The organism is Ruegeria sp. L11 (genome assembly GCF_056531755.1).
This window is the reverse complement of sequence record NZ_JBQFMI010000002.1, coordinates 636,766-650,930: the sequence shown is the minus strand read 5'-3', so window position 1 is coordinate 650,930 and position 14,165 is coordinate 636,766. Positions and strand designations below refer to the sequence as shown.

Below are 14,165 nucleotides of genomic sequence, written 5' to 3'. Positions count from 1 at the left end.
CTATTGGCTGAGAAAAGAAGAAATCCAAACCGATCAGCAGGAGCAAAAAGTAGCTTAAATTACACCGAAATCTGTCCAAACATTGGGGAGTTGCTCAGTATTCTACGAGTTGCCTAAGTGTTCGCATTACAAGAAGTAAGGAAAACCGCCCGTTTAGGTCAACTCAATATGGTTCAAGGCTAAGTTGGAGGTTTGCTATGGGTTTCCCTCCGAAAAATTACTTGGTTGTCGCAAGCACTGATGCACCAACAGTTTGATTTTCTTCAGAAAAGCTCAATATCACTTCGTACCTTATTACCGTGTCAAAACCGGTAAAGGTTCTAATCATTGATGGTGTTTGTTTGCGGTACTGCTCTACCGTCCAATAGCCGGTCATTGATGCCACCGGTTGATTTTCTCTAGTCGGCACGAAGCTTTTGCTTCGATACCTATGAGGTCCTGCAACCTCAAATTGATGGTATGCAAACCAGTTTTGAATCCTATCTTGATTTGACAGGCTTCTAGCTATCCGAAATACACAGACTGCGGCTTCCTGCCCCGTACCAACACTGTCCCAATCAAACTTAAGTAGGTTTGGTTGTTTTTTGTTTCGTTCTTCTTCTACGAGGCAACTCTGCACATCTGGATATGCGTGAATTGCCTTTCGAAACTGGTTCCATCGAGCTTGTTCAGAGTCCATTACATATCCGAGAAACATGTATGGCTCGTCTCCTTGGGTGGATAAACGGTCATACTCAATCGTACAGCTATCGTCAGACCGGCAATGCTCCCAAACGTCAACAGGGGCGCTCTCAGACAAAGCCGCATACCCGGAGCAAAACCACACGAGTGACGATGCGACCACCAAATATCCAGCCCATTGCTTTGTCATAAAAACACTCACTCAACCACAGGCGGTGCGCCTGATTCATGTTCTCCTTATGGGCACAAATCATTGTGCTACCAGTCGGGTTTACCTTACCTGACCACTTCACAACCTCTGTTTCCACGAGTTTCATCGACAAACCCAATTCGCCCCGACACCTAGAACTCGTAAAGCTCCTTTCCCGTCAATCAGACAGGGAGCAGCAATTGTTACTCGGGCCTCAACACCCCCCTTCCCTGTCCTTGATCCTGAGGGGTGGGCTAGAGGCAAAGGTTCACGCCTGCCGGGTCAGCTTTGAGAGCCGGACCCATTGCGGGCGACCTGAACACAGGCGCTAGGCCCGCTGTATCACCAGCCCCCCCGAACGCTCAGATCCCGGCTTCTCGAACACCCGTTTTCAAGGGGGGTGCGGCCATTTATCTTGATCCAGATCAAACTCGGCCATTGAAGGTCGCCCCTACGCATTCTAAAACCAGCAGGAATCCCGCGCGTTGGAGAGGTCCGGCTACGCGGTGTAGTTGCAACAGGAGGCACCTATAATGGCAGACGCAGCCATTCATGGTCACGACCATGAAGACCAGCGCAGCTTTTTCCAGCGCTGGTTCATGTCGACCAACCACAAGGACATCGGGATTCTGTACCTGATCGTTTCGGCTCTGGCCGGTCTGATCTCGGTTCTGATGACCGTTTACATGCGGCTTGAACTGATGCACCCCGGTGTTCAGTACATGTGCCTGGAAGGCTTCATGGCCGACCCGTGTACGCCCAACGGGCATCTGTGGAACGTGATGATCACCTATCACGGTGTTCTGATGATGTTCTTTGTTGTCATCCCTGCCCTGTTCGGCGGATTTGGCAACTATTTCATGCCGTTGCAGATCGGCGCGCCGGATATGGCGTTCCCGCGGATGAACAACCTGTCCTTCTGGCTTTATGTTGCCGGTACCTCGCTGGGTGTGGCCTCGCTGCTCAGCCCCGGGGGTAACGATCAGCTTGGTTCGGGCGTGGGCTGGGTTCTGTACCCGCCGCTGTCCACGACCGAGGGCGGCATGTCCATGGACCTTGCGATCTTTGCCGTGCACGTATCGGGCGCCTCCTCGATCCTCGGCGCGATCAACATGATCACCACCTTCCTGAACATGCGTGCCCCCGGCATGACCCTGTTCAAGGTGCCGCTGTTCAGCTGGTCGATCTTCGTCACCTCGTGGCTGATTCTGCTGTCGCTGCCGGTTCTGGCGGGCGCGATCACCATGTTGCTGATGGACCGCAACTTTGGCTTTACCTTCTTTGATCCGGCCGGTGGCGGTGACCCGATCCTGTATCAGCACATCCTGTGGTTCTTTGGCCACCCGGAAGTGTATATCGTGATCCTGCCCGGTTTCGGCATCATCAGCCATGTCATCGCGACCTTCTCGCGCAAGCCGATCTTTGGCTATCTGCCGATGGTCTGGGCGATTATCGCTATCGGTGTTCTGGGCTTTGTCGTGTGGGCGCACCACATGTACACCGTTGGCATGTCGCTGCGTCAGCAGGCCTATTTCATGCTGGCCACGATGGTCATCGCGGTTCCGACAGGTGTTAAGGTCTTCTCGTGGATCGCGACCATGTGGGGCGGTTCCATCGAGTTCAAGACACCGATGCTGTTTGCCTTTGGCTTCCTGTTCCTGTTCACCGTTGGCGGTGTGACCGGTGTGGTGCTGTCGCAGGCTGGCGTGGACCGTGCCTATCACGACACCTACTATGTGGTGGCACACTTCCACTATGTGATGAGCTTGGGTGCTGTCTTTGCGATCTTTGCGGGGATGTATTTCTACTTCGCAAAAATGACCGGTCGCCAGTATTCCGAGTTCTGGGGCAAGGTTCACTTCTGGATGTTCTTCATCGGCGCCAACCTGACCTTCTTCCCGCAGCACTTCCTGGGTCGTCAGGGCATGCCGCGCCGCTACATCGACTATCCCGAAGCGTTCGCGCAGTGGAACTATGTTTCGTCGATCGGCGCGTTCATCTCGTTCGCCTCGTTCCTGCTGTTCTTCGGCATCGTGATCTACGCCCTGCTGCGTGGCGCACGCGAGACACGGCCCAACTACTGGAACGAGTATGCCGATACGCTGGAATGGACCCTGCCCACCCCGCCGCCCGAGCACACGTTCGAGCAACTGCCCAAGCAGGAAGACTGGGACAAGGGCCACGCGCACTGATCCCGATCTGAACCAAGAAAACCCCGCCCACGTGGCGGGGTTTTTCTTTGCCCTCACCCTGCGTTCGCCAAGTGCGACGAAATCGGCTATGATGTGCGGACGGAACAGTCGGAGGGTCGGCAATGCCCGAGATCGACTTTTGGTATTCCATTGGCAGCACGTACAGCTTCCTGACCGTGATGCGTCTGGAGGAATGGTGCGCCCAGCATGACGCCACGGTGAACTGGCGCCCGTTCAACGTGCGTACGGTGATGTCGGCCCAGCAGAACATCCCTTTTGCCGGAAAGCCTGTGAAATCGGCTTACATGTGGCGCGATATCGAACGCCGCTGTGCCAAGTACCACATCCACGCCAACCTGCCCGCGCCCTATCCGATTTCCAATCTGCCACTGGCCAATCAGGTTGCGTTGCTTGGAATGATGGATGGCTGGGGCGTGACGTTCACCCAAACGCTCTATCGCATCTGGTTCGAGGAAGGGGTGGAAGCCGGTCGCGAAAGTGCGCTGTCCGAGGCGCTTTTGCGGTGTCAGCAGGACCCCCGACTGACCCTGGCACGCGCGCAGGGCGACGACATCGTCGCGGCCCTTGAGGCGGAAACCGAAACCGCCGTCAAACTGGGTGTTTTCGGCGCCCCCAGCTTTGTTGTCCGGCAAGAGGTGTTCTGGGGTGACGATCGTCTGGATGACGCCCTGTCCTGGTCTCGGGTCGGCCACGTCGTCTGATCAAAACCCGTCGACATGAGGCGGCGCTGCGCTATGTTCGCGGTATGCCCTATACGTGGAATCAGACCTCGGAAACCGAACAGGAACTGCGGCTTTGGCCGCATAACTCGCTGCCGCCGCGGGGGGCGATGATCACGATATTGTCGGTGTTCCTGTTTGGCCTGATCCCGCTGCTGGCCACGCTTGGTTCCGTGATCCTGTGGGGGCTGCTGCCGTTTCTGCTGATCACTGTGCTGGGGCTGTGGCTGGCCATCAAGACCAACTACCGCGCCCGCAGTGTGTTCGAGGTACTGACCCTGTCGGGCACACATGCGCGGCTGGTGCACCACACCCCCGGCAAAGAGCAGCACGAATGGTCTTGCAACCGTTATTGGGCGCGGCCGGCGATGCACGAGAAAGGCGGCCCGGTTCCGCATTATGTCACCCTTGTCGGAGACGGGCGCGAGGTCGAAATCGGGGCGTTTCTGTCCGAAGATGAGCGGATCACGCTTTATGACGAACTGGTCCTAAGACTGCGCGAGCCAGTCGCACAGTAGCAATTCACGGGGCCCAGTGCCTCAGCAATCGCCGTTTGAGGCTGCGCACAGATGATCCTTGACCATCGGACCGACCTTGCCGAAATCCATCCGGCCGGTATAGCGCGTCTTCAACTCGCCCATCACCTTACCCATATCGCGGATCGAACCCGCGCCGGTTGCCGTGATGGCGGTTTGAATGGCCTTGCTGACCTCATCGTCGTCTAGCTGTTTGGGTAGAAATTCCTCGATCACCTCGACTTCGCGAATCTCGCGTTCGGCCAGATCCAGGCGACCACCCTCTTCGTAGGCGCGGGCGCTTTCCTTGCGCTGCTTGGTCATTTTACCAAGGATTTCAAGAACCTCTGCGTCGCTGCATCCCTTTGCTTCTTCATTGTCGGACGCACGTGCCGCGATGTCGCGGTCTTTGATGGCGGCGTTGATCAACCGCAGCGTCGACAGACGCTCGGCTGCTTTGTCTTTCATTGCTTGCTTCAGGGCGGCATTCACCCGTGATCGCATGTCCATTCGGTTTGTCCATCCCCATGACAACGGAACCCCGACCATATCGAAACAAAAAGCCTGACACAACCGGGGGTGAATACAGCTAACCTATTGAAAAACAACAATAGCCCAAAAATTGAACAGACTTGACCCAGACGCGCAACCCCCTTAGGTATGCGCCGATTTACCCTACAGGAGAGTCGCGCCATGGCCCCGAATGCCCCGTCCAAGCCCACCGCATGTCTGGCTTTGGCCGATGGAACCCTGTTTTACGGCGCAGGCTTCGGCGCGACCGGGCAAACCGTGGCCGAGCTGTGCTTTAACACGGCGATGACCGGATATCAGGAGATCATGACCGACCCGTCTTATGCCGGGCAGATCGTGACCTTCACCTTCCCTCATATCGGCAATGTCGGCGTGAACCCCGAGGATGACGAAACCGGTGATCCGGTCGCCGCTGGCATGGTTGTGAAATGGGATCCGACCGAGCCATCGAACTGGCGCTCGGCCGAGGAGCTCAAGGATTGGCTGGCCCGCCGGGGGCGCATCGCCATCGGGGGTGCCGATACCCGCCGCCTGACCCGGGCAATCCGCCAGCAAGGTGCGCCGCATGTGGCGCTGGCCCATGACCCCGAGGGAAATTTCGACATCGAGGCGCTGGTCGCCGCCGCGCGCGGTTTTGCCGGGCTGGAGGGCATGGACCTGGCCAAGGAAGTCACCTGCGCCCAAAGCTATCGCTGGGATGAGATGCGGTGGGCCTGGCCGGATGGGTACCAGCGTCAGAAGGCCCCTGCCCACAAGGTTGTTGCCGTAGACTATGGCGCCAAGCGCAACATCCTGCGCTGCCTCGCATCCGCCGGATGTGATGTTACCGTTCTGCCCGCAACCGCGACCGCAGCCGACGTGCTGGCACATCAGCCCGACGGTGTGTTCCTGTCGAACGGTCCCGGCGATCCGGCAGCAACAGGCGAATACGCCGTGCCGATGATCAAAGAGATTCTGGAGACGACAGACCTGCCTGTGTTCGGCATCTGCCTTGGACACCAGATGCTGGCGCTGGCGCTGGGAGGTCAGACGGTCAAGATGAACCATGGCCACCATGGCGCGAACCACCCGGTCAAGGATCTGGACACCGGCAAAGTCGAGATCACGTCGATGAACCACGGTTTTGCTGTCGATGCGCAATCCCTGCCGGATGGCGTCGTGGAAACCCACCGGTCGCTGTTTGACGGTTCGAACTGCGGTATCCGCATGGCGGATAGGCCGGTTTATTCGGTGCAATACCACCCCGAGGCATCGCCCGGACCGCAGGACAGTTTCTATCTGTTCGAGCGTTTCGCCGAGGCCATGGAAAAGAAGAAAATTCAGGCATAACTGCTTGTCTGTGCAGTGTTAACCGGGTGTTAACCCTGATCGAACAACCCTGAGCGCAGGTAACTGCGCCAGGGTTTTGTTATGGCTGAGCTTGATCTTCTGGATTTCACGTCCGCCGCACCGATCCCTGCGCCCGGGTATCGGAAACCACTGGGCACCTGCCTGCTGGAAACCGGAACCATCACCCGATCCCAGCTGGACCATGCGCTAAGCCAGCAAACCAGACAGAACGCTCCGCTGGGAGAGATACTGGTCGGCGAAGGTTATGCCACCCGGCAGGACGTGTTGAGCGCGCTGTCCGCGCAATCCGGCTGGCAGATTGCAGATCTTGAACAAATCCCGCCGATGCCGGAACTGAGCGGGCTGATGCCGGTCGACTTCTGGCTGAAACACAATGTCATCCCCTGGATGCGGATTGGCCCCCTTGTTCTGGTGGCCACGGCCCGGCCCGACCGGTTCGCAACCGTGACCGCCGAAATGCGCGAATGCGAATATGCCGTGATCCCGGTGCTGGCGGCCTCTGATCAGATCGACCGCACGATTGCACGGCAATTCTCGGGGTCTTTGGCCAGATCGGCGGAAACGCGGGTTGATCCCGCGCAAAGCTGCCGCAACTGGACCCTTAGGTCACGCGTGGGACCTTCGGTGGCCCTGTTGTGTGTGCTGGGGCTGTTTGCCATGTTCCCGGCGTTTGGCCTGCTGGCGGTGCTGGGCATGGCTGTGGGAACTCTGGCGCTTTTTGCAGCCTTTCGGATGGCTGGCACGCTGGCTTACCTTTGGCATCGCCTGAGAACGCAGCCGGACCACACCGAAGCTGCCATCACATTGCGGCAACCCTGCGTATCGATCATGGTGCCATTGTACAAGGAGCGCGAGATCGCGAACGCTCTGGTGCAGAGACTACAGCGGCTGACCTATCCCAAGGCGTTGCTGGATCTCATCCTTGTGCTTGAGGAAAAGGATGACGTGACGCGCAATGCCCTTGCGCAGGTGAGCCTGCCCAGCTGGTTTCGCATCGTCGAGGTGCCCGAGCTGAACGGGTTGACCACCAAACCCCGCGCCATGAATTACGCGCTGGATTTCTGCCGGGGCGACTTCGTCGGCGTATGGGACGCAGAGGACGCTCCACAACCGGATCAGATCGAGCGCGTGGTGGCGCATTTCACCCAGGCCGCGCCGGATGTGGTGTGCCTGCAAGGAGTTCTGGATTACTACAACCCGCGCACCAACTGGCGGTCACGCTGCTTTACCATCGAATACAACAGCTGGTTCCGCGTGATCCTGCCGGGGATCGCCCGCATGGGGCTGGTGGTGCCACTTGGGGGCACCACGTTCTTTTTCCGTCGCGACAAGCTGTTGGAACTTGGCGGTTGGGATGCCCATAACGTCACCGAGGATGCTGATCTGGGCGTAAGGCTGTGCCGGGCCGGGTACCGGACCGAAATGGTGGATACCACAACATATGAAGAGGCGAATTTCCGGGCCTGGCCCTGGGTCAAACAGCGCTCGCGCTGGCTCAAGGGGTTCATGGTCACGTATCTGGTGCATATGCGCAGCCCGCAAAAGCTGTGGCGTGACCTTGGAGGTGCCAGATTTCTGGGCCTTCAGGCGTTCTTTCTGGGCACGTTGGGGCAATTTCTGCTGGCGCCCGTTCTCTGGGTATTCTGGCTGTCAAGCCTGGGGCTGGCCAATCCGATGGATAATATCGTGCCGCATTCAACCTCTACCGCGCTGATCGGGCTGTTTTTGATGGCAGAGGGGCTGAGTATCGGTGTTGGTCTGATCGCTGTATCCGCACGCGAGCGGCGGTTTCTTTTGCCTTGGGTTCCGACGATGTTTCTATATTTCCCGCTGGGCGTGCTTGCCGGTTACAAGGCGCTGTGGGAATTGGCGACCAACCCGTTTTTCTGGGACAAGACCCAGCACGGACAGGCCAGCGAAGACGAGCCGCTGGCCTGATAATCACTTGTCGCGGCGGCTTGCGTCCTGTTTCAGGCGCGTCATGAACGCGATCGAGATATGGTCCTTGAGCGCCCGCCCCGCCGCCTCCTCATCGCGCGCGGCAATGGCTTCGACGATGCCTTTATGTTCGCTCTGGGCAATTTCTCCGCGCCCCTGCACGGCCAGCGACGTGGTCGCCATCAAGGCCATAGTCCGGTGCACCAGATCAAGCTGTTGGACAAGGTAGCGGTTGTGCGAGGCCAGATGGATCTGTTCGTGAAAGCGCCGATTGGCACGTGACAGCGCCATCGGATCACCCACCAGCTTGTCATCTTCGAGGACCATGTCGTGAAGAACCCTGATCTCTTCCTCGGTGGCGTGTTTGGCGGCCAGCCGCGCGGCGAGCCCTTCCAGTTCGCGGCGCACGATATAAAGCTCGGCCATCTGGTTGTGGTCCAGCGACGCCACGATCAGCGACCGCCCGTCCCGTTCCAGCAGAGACTGGGTTTCCAGGCGTTGCAGCGCTTCGCGGATCGGGGTGCGCGACACGCCGAACCGTTCTGCCAACTCGCTTTCAACCAGACGATCGCCGGGCTTGTAGACGCCGACATCAATGGCTTCAAGTATCAGGCTATAGGCATCCTTGGTGGGGGATCGGGTCTGGCTCATGGGGTATTCTGTCTCCTCGTTCGGACATGTCTATCCGTCTCTGGGGGCGTCAATCAAGTACGGCATTGAAAACACCCCGCCCGCGCCCTAAACCCAAGCCATGGTCAAACCGTCCTTCAGTCATGTCACGCAATGGGTGTTCGATCTGGATAACACCCTCTATCCGCCGCATATGCAGCTGTTCGATCAGATCGAAGTTCTGATGACGGATTACGTGGTGCAGGCCATCGGCGTGGACCGGGCCGAGGCCGACAGGCTGCGCGGGCAGTACTGGCGCCAATACGGCACTACGCTGGCCGGGTTGATGGCCGAACATGATCTGGACCCCGAGCCCTATCTGCACGCGGTGCATCAGGTGGACATGAGCCATATGGACCCGGATGCAGAGCTGGCCGATCACATTCGCGCCCTGCCCGGACGGCGCATCGTCTACACCAATGGCAGCGCACCCTACGCCGAGCGGGTTTTGCAGGCGCGCGGGCTTTCGGGGCTGTTTGATGCAATCTATGGCGTCGAACATGCCGGGTATCGGCCAAAGCCCGAGAAAGTCGCCTTTGAAGCCATCTTTGCACAGGATGGCATTCAGGCTGACAAGGCCGCGATGTTCGAGGATGACCCGCGTAATCTGGCCGCCCCGCATGAGATGGGCATGCGCACGGTTCACGTCGCCCCGGACCCGCATGAGGCCGATCACATCCACCATCACACGGATGATCTGACCGCATTTCTGGCCCGCCTGCGGTAGCCTGTCACACTGCGACGATCCGTACGTTCTGCACCCGCATGCGCAGCCCTATATGCGCTGGAGCGACGAACAGAACGGAGAGCCCCATGAGTGCGATCGAGATGCCCGGACGCCTGCCGGTTTGGCAGCGCCTATTCTTTGCAATTCCGGTTTTCGGGTGGCTGGCCCGCGACGCCGCCAACGCCAAGGCGGAGGACCTGTATTATACCGTCGGCGCGGTCCTCAGCATGTGGGGCTGTTCGGCCATGGTGTTTGGTCTTCCCGGCCTTTACATCCCTGCCCTGATGATGGTGCCGGTGATGTTCCTGGTCCTGATACTGATCTCACGCGGCTGAGATACGGGACAGGATGTCACTTGGCACAGGGAGTGGAACCGAACTAGGGTCTGCCCGAACTGATGAGAGGCGCCATGACTGACCGTTGTGACATCCTGATTTCCGGCGGTGGAATCGCCGGTCTGACCGCAGCGGCGGCGTTTGGAACCGCCGGGTTTGACGTGGTGTGCGTAGATCCCGCGCCACCGATCACCGAACGGGATGTGGACGGGTCCGACCTGCGCACCACCGCCTTTCTGCAACCTGCGCGCGGCCTGCTGGAGCAATGCGGCCTGTGGGCGCGGCTGGATGCCCATGCGGCCCCCTTGCAGATCATGCGTATTGTCGATGCCGGGGGAGACGTGCCCGAACCCCGCGTCATACGCGATTTCAACGCAGCCGACATTTCCGAGCAACCGTTTGGCTGGAACCTGCCCAACTGGCTGTTGCGCCGGGAGATGGTCGCACGGCTGGCAGAGCTGCCGAATGTCGATTTCCGCCCCGGCACCGGGACCGTCAGCCTGTTCACCCGCACTGCCGAAGCCCGCGTTGGCCTGAGCGACGGCAGCCGCATCCGCTGCAAGCTGGTGCTGGCCGCAGATGGGCGCAACTCACCCATGCGCGAGGCCGCCGGTATCAATGTGCATACAACACGGTATGGGCAGAAAGCGCTGGCGTTTGCGGTGACGCATCCTATTCCGCACGAGAATGTCTCGACCGAGATACACAGGTCTGGCGGGCCGTTCACGCTGGTTCCGCTGCCCGATTGGCAGGGGCAGCCTTCGTCCGCCATTGTCTGGATGGAACGCGGGCCGAATGCCGTTGACCTGTTGACCCTTGATGCCGAAGCGTTTGAGGCTGCGATGACGGAACGGTCCTGTGGCCTGTTTGGCCCCTTGAGGCTGGCATCGCGCCGGACGATCTGGCCGATCATCAGCCAGTCCGCGGAACGGCTGGCGGGTGAGCGCATTGCCCTGATGGCCGAGGCCGCGCATGTGGTGCCACCGATCGGCGCGCAGGGGCTGAACATGTCATTGGGCGATCTGCGCTGCCTGCTGGATCTGGCGCAGTCCCGGCCCGAAGATCTGGGCGACGCGCAGATGCTGGACGCCTATCACAAGGCGCGCCACACCGAGATCGAGATGCGGGTCAAAGGGATTGATCTGCTGAACCGCGCCTCGATGATCGAGGCGCGCCCGCTGCGGGATGCGCGCGCAATGGGGCTGAGCGCGCTGTATTCCCTGCCGCCTGTGCGCAAGACGCTGATGCAGATGGGCCTTGGCGTTCGCTAAGGCCCGGCCCGTTTACAGAACCTGATCCAGCACACGCTTCAGGCGCGCGATGGTGGCGTCCACATCATAAAGCTTGTCCAATCCGAACAGGCCCAGACGGAAGGTGCTGAAGCCTTCGGGTTCGTCACATTGCAGCGGCACCCCGGCCGCGATCTGCATCCCCAGAGCGGCAAATTTCTTGCCGTTCTGGATTTCGGGGTCCGAGGTGTAGCTGACCACAACGCCGGGCGCGCCGAAACCGTCAGCAGCCACCGAGACAATACCATACTCCTTCAACATCGCCCGCACGCCGTCGCCCAATGCCCATTGCGCCTTGCGCAGCTTTTCGAACCCGTACCCCCTGGTTTCTGCCATGGTATCGCGGAAAGCCAGCAGCGCATCGGTGGGCATTGTGGCGTGATAGGCGTGACCACCGTTTTCATAGGCCTGCATGATCTGGCGCCACTTCTTCAGGTCGATGGCGAAACTGTCCGAGCTCGTCTGTTCCAGACGCGCCTCGCCCCGTTCGGACAGCATGACCAGACCGGCGCAAGGCGATGCGCTCCAGCCCTTTTGCGGGGCCGAGATCAGGACGTCGACGCCGGTGGCTTTCATATCCACCCAGGCACACCCGGATGCGATGCAATCCAGCACCATCAATGCACCCACCTCATGCGCCGCGCTGGCCAGGGCGGTCACATAGTCATCCGGCAGGATGACACCCGCCGCCGTTTCAACATGCGGTGCGAACACAACGCCGGGTTTCTGTTCGCGAATCGTTGCGACGACTTCGTCAATCGGTGCGGGCGCAAAGGGGGACGGGCTGGCATTTCCGGTCTCGCGCGCCTTCATCACGGTGGTCGAGCTGGTCAGGGCGCCGCTTTCGATGATCTGGCTCCAGCGGTACGAAAACCACCCGTTCCGGACCACAAGAACATCCGCCCCGCGCGCGAATTGCCGGGCAACCGCCTCCATCGCATAGGTACCGCCGCCCGGAATGATGGCCACCCCGTCTGCCTTGTACACCTCTTTCAGCATGGCCGAGATGTCGCGCATTACCCCCTGAAACTTTTGGGACATGTGGTTCAGCGAGCGATCGGTGAATACGACCGAGAATTCTTCGAGCCCGTTCGGGTCAACGTTCTTCAGCAAGGCAGGCATATGGCGTCCTTTCAATATCGTCAGTGCAGTCTTGGTCTCTTTACCTTGGCCAGTAAAGCCATTTCGCGACAAAAAGTGACGCGACGGAATGCGGGTAAAATCGACCCATTCGGTGCTGTATAACACTGGGAACACAAGAAAATGACGCCAACCAGTGTCACTTCCCCTTTACACTTCTGCTTGCTTCTGAACAGATGCGCACACTTTTTACTTGAAGGGATATTTTTCCTGTGACGATACAAAAGCGTATTAACTTCCAGTCCGTTCGAGATGAAGTAAAACGACGTATTGAAAGCCGCGTGTGGCCTCAGGGATCATTACTGCCGACCGAAACGCAACTGGCCGAAGAATTCAATTGCGCCCGCGCGACGGTGAACCGTGCCCTCAGGGAACTGGCCGATCAGGGTTTCATCGAACGCAAGCGCAAAAGCGGGACGCGGGTCAAGAAAGAGCCCAGCAAACACGCCAAGCTGGAATTCTCACTGGCGAGACAGATGGTCGAAAGCCAGAATGCCGCCTATCGCTATGCGCTGGTGGAACGGACTGTCGAGCCCTGCCCCCGCTGGCTGTCCTCTCAGCTTGATGTCCCCGCCGAGACGCGGGTTCTGCATGTCGTCTGTATGCATTACGCGGACAACCGCCCGTTCCAACTTGAAGAGCGCTGGATCAATATCGAAACCGTCCCCGATGTGGAAAACGCCGACCTGACCCAGCAAGGACCGCATGAGTGGCTGCTGAATGCCGCTCCGTTCAACGATGCCGAGGTCGCGTTCTGCGCTATTTCCGCTGACGCAAGGCTGGCGGAATTCATGGGCACCACGGCGGGCGCGTCGATGATCCAGATGGAGCGTACCACCTGGAAAGAAGACAAACCGATCACGTTTGCCCGCCTGACCCATCATCCCGGGTATTACATCCGCACCAGATACTAAGGCAGGTCATCCAATCGGTCCGGGCAGCCGTTCCTCGCTCAGCAGGACGTTCGCTTCGACATCGCCAGCGCCGGGCAGCGTCATGATCCGGCGCCGCAACACGCGTTCGAAATCGGACAGGTCCCGCGCCACAACGCGCAAGCGGTAATCGTACAATCCCAGAACGTGCTCGACGGTCTGCACTTCGGGGATGGCACTTACGGCGCGTTCGAAATCCTCAAGGCTGATCTGTCCCTTGCGCGCCAGCTTGACCCCCAGAAACACGGTCACGCCGAACCCCAGCGCCTCGGCATTCAGACGCAGCCTTCGGCCCTTGATGATCCCGACGTCCTCCAACCTGCGGATACGCCGCCAGGTGGCGGGCTGAGACAGGTTGAACCTCCGACCCAGGGCACCTGCGCTTTGGGTGGCGTCCTGTTGCAGCGCGCGCAGCAGACGGCGGTCAATCTCGTCCAGCTCGATCATACCGGTAACACCTCGTCCCGCTTGACCCGCGCGATATGCATCAGCGCTTCGATATCGGCGATATGCGGCAGGGTCAGGATCCGGTCCCGATAAAGCTGCTGATAGTGCTTCATATCCCGCGCTATCACCGACAGGCGGACATCCACCCGGCCCAGAAATGTCTGGATTTCGATCACCTCGGCCACGTTGCGGGCCTCTTCCATAAACTCGTCAAAGGCGCGGGCCTGTGTCTTGTCCAGGGTGATCCGAAGCGAGACTTCGACAGCATAGCCCATCGCGGTCCAGTCGATCACCGCCTCCTGCCCTTCGATGATCCCGGCTGCCTGCATCTTTTCCAGCCTGCGCCAACAAACACCTGCGCTGATCCGGCACAGATCGGCAAGTTCCGCGGTGGTCAGGCTGGGGTTCGCCTGAAAGTGACGCAAAATGCGCCGGTCGATATCATCAAGCATGATTTTTTCAGTATTTTCCGTTTTCAAGAATTATTCT

The 14,165-nt window shown here is 59.2% G+C and carries 16 protein-coding genes; 9 read left to right on the top strand and 7 right to left on the bottom strand.

Going from position 1 to position 14,165, the window contains the following annotated elements:
* Nucleotides 1–217: 217 nt before the first annotated feature.
* Entirely contained in the window at nt 218–697 is a 480-nt protein-coding gene (locus ACR0CE_RS08160; RefSeq protein WP_480831819.1) for a hypothetical protein, read from the bottom strand.
* Nucleotides 698–791: 94 nt separating this feature from the next.
* The gene (locus tag ACR0CE_RS08155; protein ID WP_480831817.1) at nt 792–998 is read right to left on the bottom strand and encodes a hypothetical protein; all 207 of its coding nucleotides are present in this window, start codon (nt 996–998) and stop codon (nt 792–794) included.
* Between the two features lie 406 nt (nt 999–1,404).
* On the opposite strand from ACR0CE_RS08155, the gene ctaD reads away from it, so the two are divergent.
* The 3 genes from ctaD (at nt 1,405) to ACR0CE_RS08140 (ending at nt 4,321) form a co-directional block, all read left to right on the top strand.
* Nucleotides 1,405–3,063 carry a cytochrome c oxidase subunit I gene (gene ctaD, locus ACR0CE_RS08150; protein ID WP_480557275.1) on the top strand — a complete coding sequence of 553 codons (1,659 nt, stop codon included), beginning with the start codon at nt 1,405–1,407 and terminating at the stop codon, nt 3,061–3,063.
* A 122-nt stretch (nt 3,064–3,185) separates the two neighbouring features.
* Nucleotides 3,186–3,785, top strand: coding sequence for a 2-hydroxychromene-2-carboxylate isomerase (locus ACR0CE_RS08145; protein WP_209504229.1), 600 nt, complete (start codon nt 3,186–3,188; stop codon nt 3,783–3,785).
* A 44-nt stretch (nt 3,786–3,829) separates the two neighbouring features.
* Complete coding sequence (locus tag ACR0CE_RS08140; RefSeq protein ID WP_209504230.1) at nt 3,830–4,321, top strand: DUF2244 domain-containing protein; 492 nt, start codon at nt 3,830–3,832, stop codon at nt 4,319–4,321.
* A 21-nt stretch (nt 4,322–4,342) separates the two neighbouring features.
* Here ACR0CE_RS08140 and ACR0CE_RS08135 read toward each other — a convergent pair whose 3' ends face one another.
* Complete coding sequence (locus ACR0CE_RS08135) at nt 4,343–4,828, bottom strand: GatB/YqeY domain-containing protein (RefSeq protein ID WP_267366166.1); 486 nt, start codon at nt 4,826–4,828, stop codon at nt 4,343–4,345.
* A gap of 183 nt (nt 4,829–5,011) precedes the next feature.
* Between ACR0CE_RS08135 and carA the strand changes: the two genes are divergently transcribed.
* Nucleotides 5,012–6,178: a glutamine-hydrolyzing carbamoyl-phosphate synthase small subunit gene (carA, locus tag ACR0CE_RS08130; RefSeq protein ID WP_480831814.1), complete on the top strand. Its 1,167-nt coding sequence runs from the start codon at nt 5,012–5,014 to the stop codon at nt 6,176–6,178.
* Between the two features lie 81 nt (nt 6,179–6,259).
* Entirely contained in the window at nt 6,260–8,137 is a 1,878-nt protein-coding gene (locus ACR0CE_RS08125) for a glycosyltransferase (RefSeq protein ID WP_480831812.1), read from the top strand.
* Nucleotides 8,138–8,140: 3 nt separating this feature from the next.
* Here ACR0CE_RS08125 and ACR0CE_RS08120 read toward each other — a convergent pair whose 3' ends face one another.
* Nucleotides 8,141–8,788: a GntR family transcriptional regulator gene (locus tag ACR0CE_RS08120; RefSeq protein ID WP_209504233.1), complete on the bottom strand. Its 648-nt coding sequence runs from the start codon at nt 8,786–8,788 to the stop codon at nt 8,141–8,143.
* 100 nt (nt 8,789–8,888) lie between these two features.
* Between ACR0CE_RS08120 and ACR0CE_RS08115 the strand changes: the two genes are divergently transcribed.
* The 3 genes from ACR0CE_RS08115 (at nt 8,889) to ACR0CE_RS08105 (ending at nt 11,139) form a co-directional block, all read left to right on the top strand.
* Complete coding sequence (locus ACR0CE_RS08115) at nt 8,889–9,533, top strand: pyrimidine 5'-nucleotidase (RefSeq protein WP_480831810.1); 645 nt, start codon at nt 8,889–8,891, stop codon at nt 9,531–9,533.
* Between the two features lie 86 nt (nt 9,534–9,619).
* Entirely contained in the window at nt 9,620–9,868 is a 249-nt protein-coding gene (locus ACR0CE_RS08110; protein ID WP_209504235.1) for a hypothetical protein, read from the top strand.
* Between the two features lie 74 nt (nt 9,869–9,942).
* Nucleotides 9,943–11,139: a UbiH/UbiF family hydroxylase gene (locus ACR0CE_RS08105; protein WP_480831808.1), complete on the top strand. Its 1,197-nt coding sequence runs from the start codon at nt 9,943–9,945 to the stop codon at nt 11,137–11,139.
* 12 nt (nt 11,140–11,151) lie between these two features.
* Here ACR0CE_RS08105 and ACR0CE_RS08100 read toward each other — a convergent pair whose 3' ends face one another.
* The gene (locus ACR0CE_RS08100; RefSeq protein WP_480831836.1) at nt 11,152–12,279 is read right to left on the bottom strand and encodes an aminotransferase class V-fold PLP-dependent enzyme; all 1,128 of its coding nucleotides are present in this window, start codon (nt 12,277–12,279) and stop codon (nt 11,152–11,154) included.
* A 299-nt stretch (nt 12,280–12,578) separates the two neighbouring features.
* On the opposite strand from ACR0CE_RS08100, the gene ACR0CE_RS08095 reads away from it, so the two are divergent.
* Entirely contained in the window at nt 12,579–13,211 is a 633-nt protein-coding gene (locus tag ACR0CE_RS08095; RefSeq protein ID WP_480831806.1) for a GntR family transcriptional regulator, read from the top strand.
* 6 nt (nt 13,212–13,217) lie between these two features.
* On the opposite strand, the gene ACR0CE_RS08090 is transcribed toward ACR0CE_RS08095, so the two are convergent.
* Nucleotides 13,218–13,676, bottom strand: a complete 459-nt coding sequence (locus tag ACR0CE_RS08090; protein ID WP_480557285.1) for an Lrp/AsnC family transcriptional regulator — start codon at nt 13,674–13,676, stop codon at nt 13,218–13,220.
* Nucleotides 13,673–14,128 (bottom strand): Lrp/AsnC family transcriptional regulator, encoded by a 456-nt coding sequence (locus tag ACR0CE_RS08085; protein WP_267363387.1) that lies wholly within the window; start codon nt 14,126–14,128, stop codon nt 13,673–13,675. Before ACR0CE_RS08085 ends, ACR0CE_RS08090 begins: the two co-directional genes overlap by 4 nt.
* Between the last annotated feature and the right edge of the window lie 37 nt (nt 14,129–14,165).

Excerpts from the sequence above, each read along its gene's own strand:
- ACR0CE_RS08160 (WP_480831819.1), bottom strand. The coding sequence starts at position 697 with ATGTTTCTCGGATATGTAATGGACTCTGAACAAGCTCGATGGAACCAG.
- ACR0CE_RS08155 (WP_480831817.1), bottom strand. The coding sequence starts at position 998 with ATGAAACTCGTGGAAACAGAGGTTGTGAAGTGGTCAGGTAAGGTAAAC.
- ctaD (WP_480557275.1), top strand. The coding sequence starts at position 1,405 with ATGGCAGACGCAGCCATTCATGGTCACGACCATGAAGACCAGCGCAGC.
- ACR0CE_RS08145 (WP_209504229.1), top strand. The coding sequence starts at position 3,186 with ATGCCCGAGATCGACTTTTGGTATTCCATTGGCAGCACGTACAGCTTC.
- ACR0CE_RS08140 (WP_209504230.1), top strand. The coding sequence starts at position 3,830 with ATGCCCTATACGTGGAATCAGACCTCGGAAACCGAACAGGAACTGCGG.
- ACR0CE_RS08135 (WP_267366166.1), bottom strand. The coding sequence starts at position 4,828 with ATGGACATGCGATCACGGGTGAATGCCGCCCTGAAGCAAGCAATGAAA.
- carA (WP_480831814.1), top strand. The coding sequence starts at position 5,012 with ATGGCCCCGAATGCCCCGTCCAAGCCCACCGCATGTCTGGCTTTGGCC.
- ACR0CE_RS08125 (WP_480831812.1), top strand. The coding sequence starts at position 6,260 with ATGGCTGAGCTTGATCTTCTGGATTTCACGTCCGCCGCACCGATCCCT.
- ACR0CE_RS08120 (WP_209504233.1), bottom strand. The coding sequence starts at position 8,788 with ATGAGCCAGACCCGATCCCCCACCAAGGATGCCTATAGCCTGATACTT.
- ACR0CE_RS08115 (WP_480831810.1), top strand. The coding sequence starts at position 8,889 with ATGGTCAAACCGTCCTTCAGTCATGTCACGCAATGGGTGTTCGATCTG.
- ACR0CE_RS08110 (WP_209504235.1), top strand. The coding sequence starts at position 9,620 with ATGAGTGCGATCGAGATGCCCGGACGCCTGCCGGTTTGGCAGCGCCTA.
- ACR0CE_RS08105 (WP_480831808.1), top strand. The coding sequence starts at position 9,943 with ATGACTGACCGTTGTGACATCCTGATTTCCGGCGGTGGAATCGCCGGT.
- ACR0CE_RS08100 (WP_480831836.1), bottom strand. The coding sequence starts at position 12,279 with ATGCCTGCCTTGCTGAAGAACGTTGACCCGAACGGGCTCGAAGAATTC.
- ACR0CE_RS08090 (WP_480557285.1), bottom strand. The coding sequence starts at position 13,676 with ATGATCGAGCTGGACGAGATTGACCGCCGTCTGCTGCGCGCGCTGCAA.
- ACR0CE_RS08085 (WP_267363387.1), bottom strand. The coding sequence starts at position 14,128 with ATGCTTGATGATATCGACCGGCGCATTTTGCGTCACTTTCAGGCGAAC.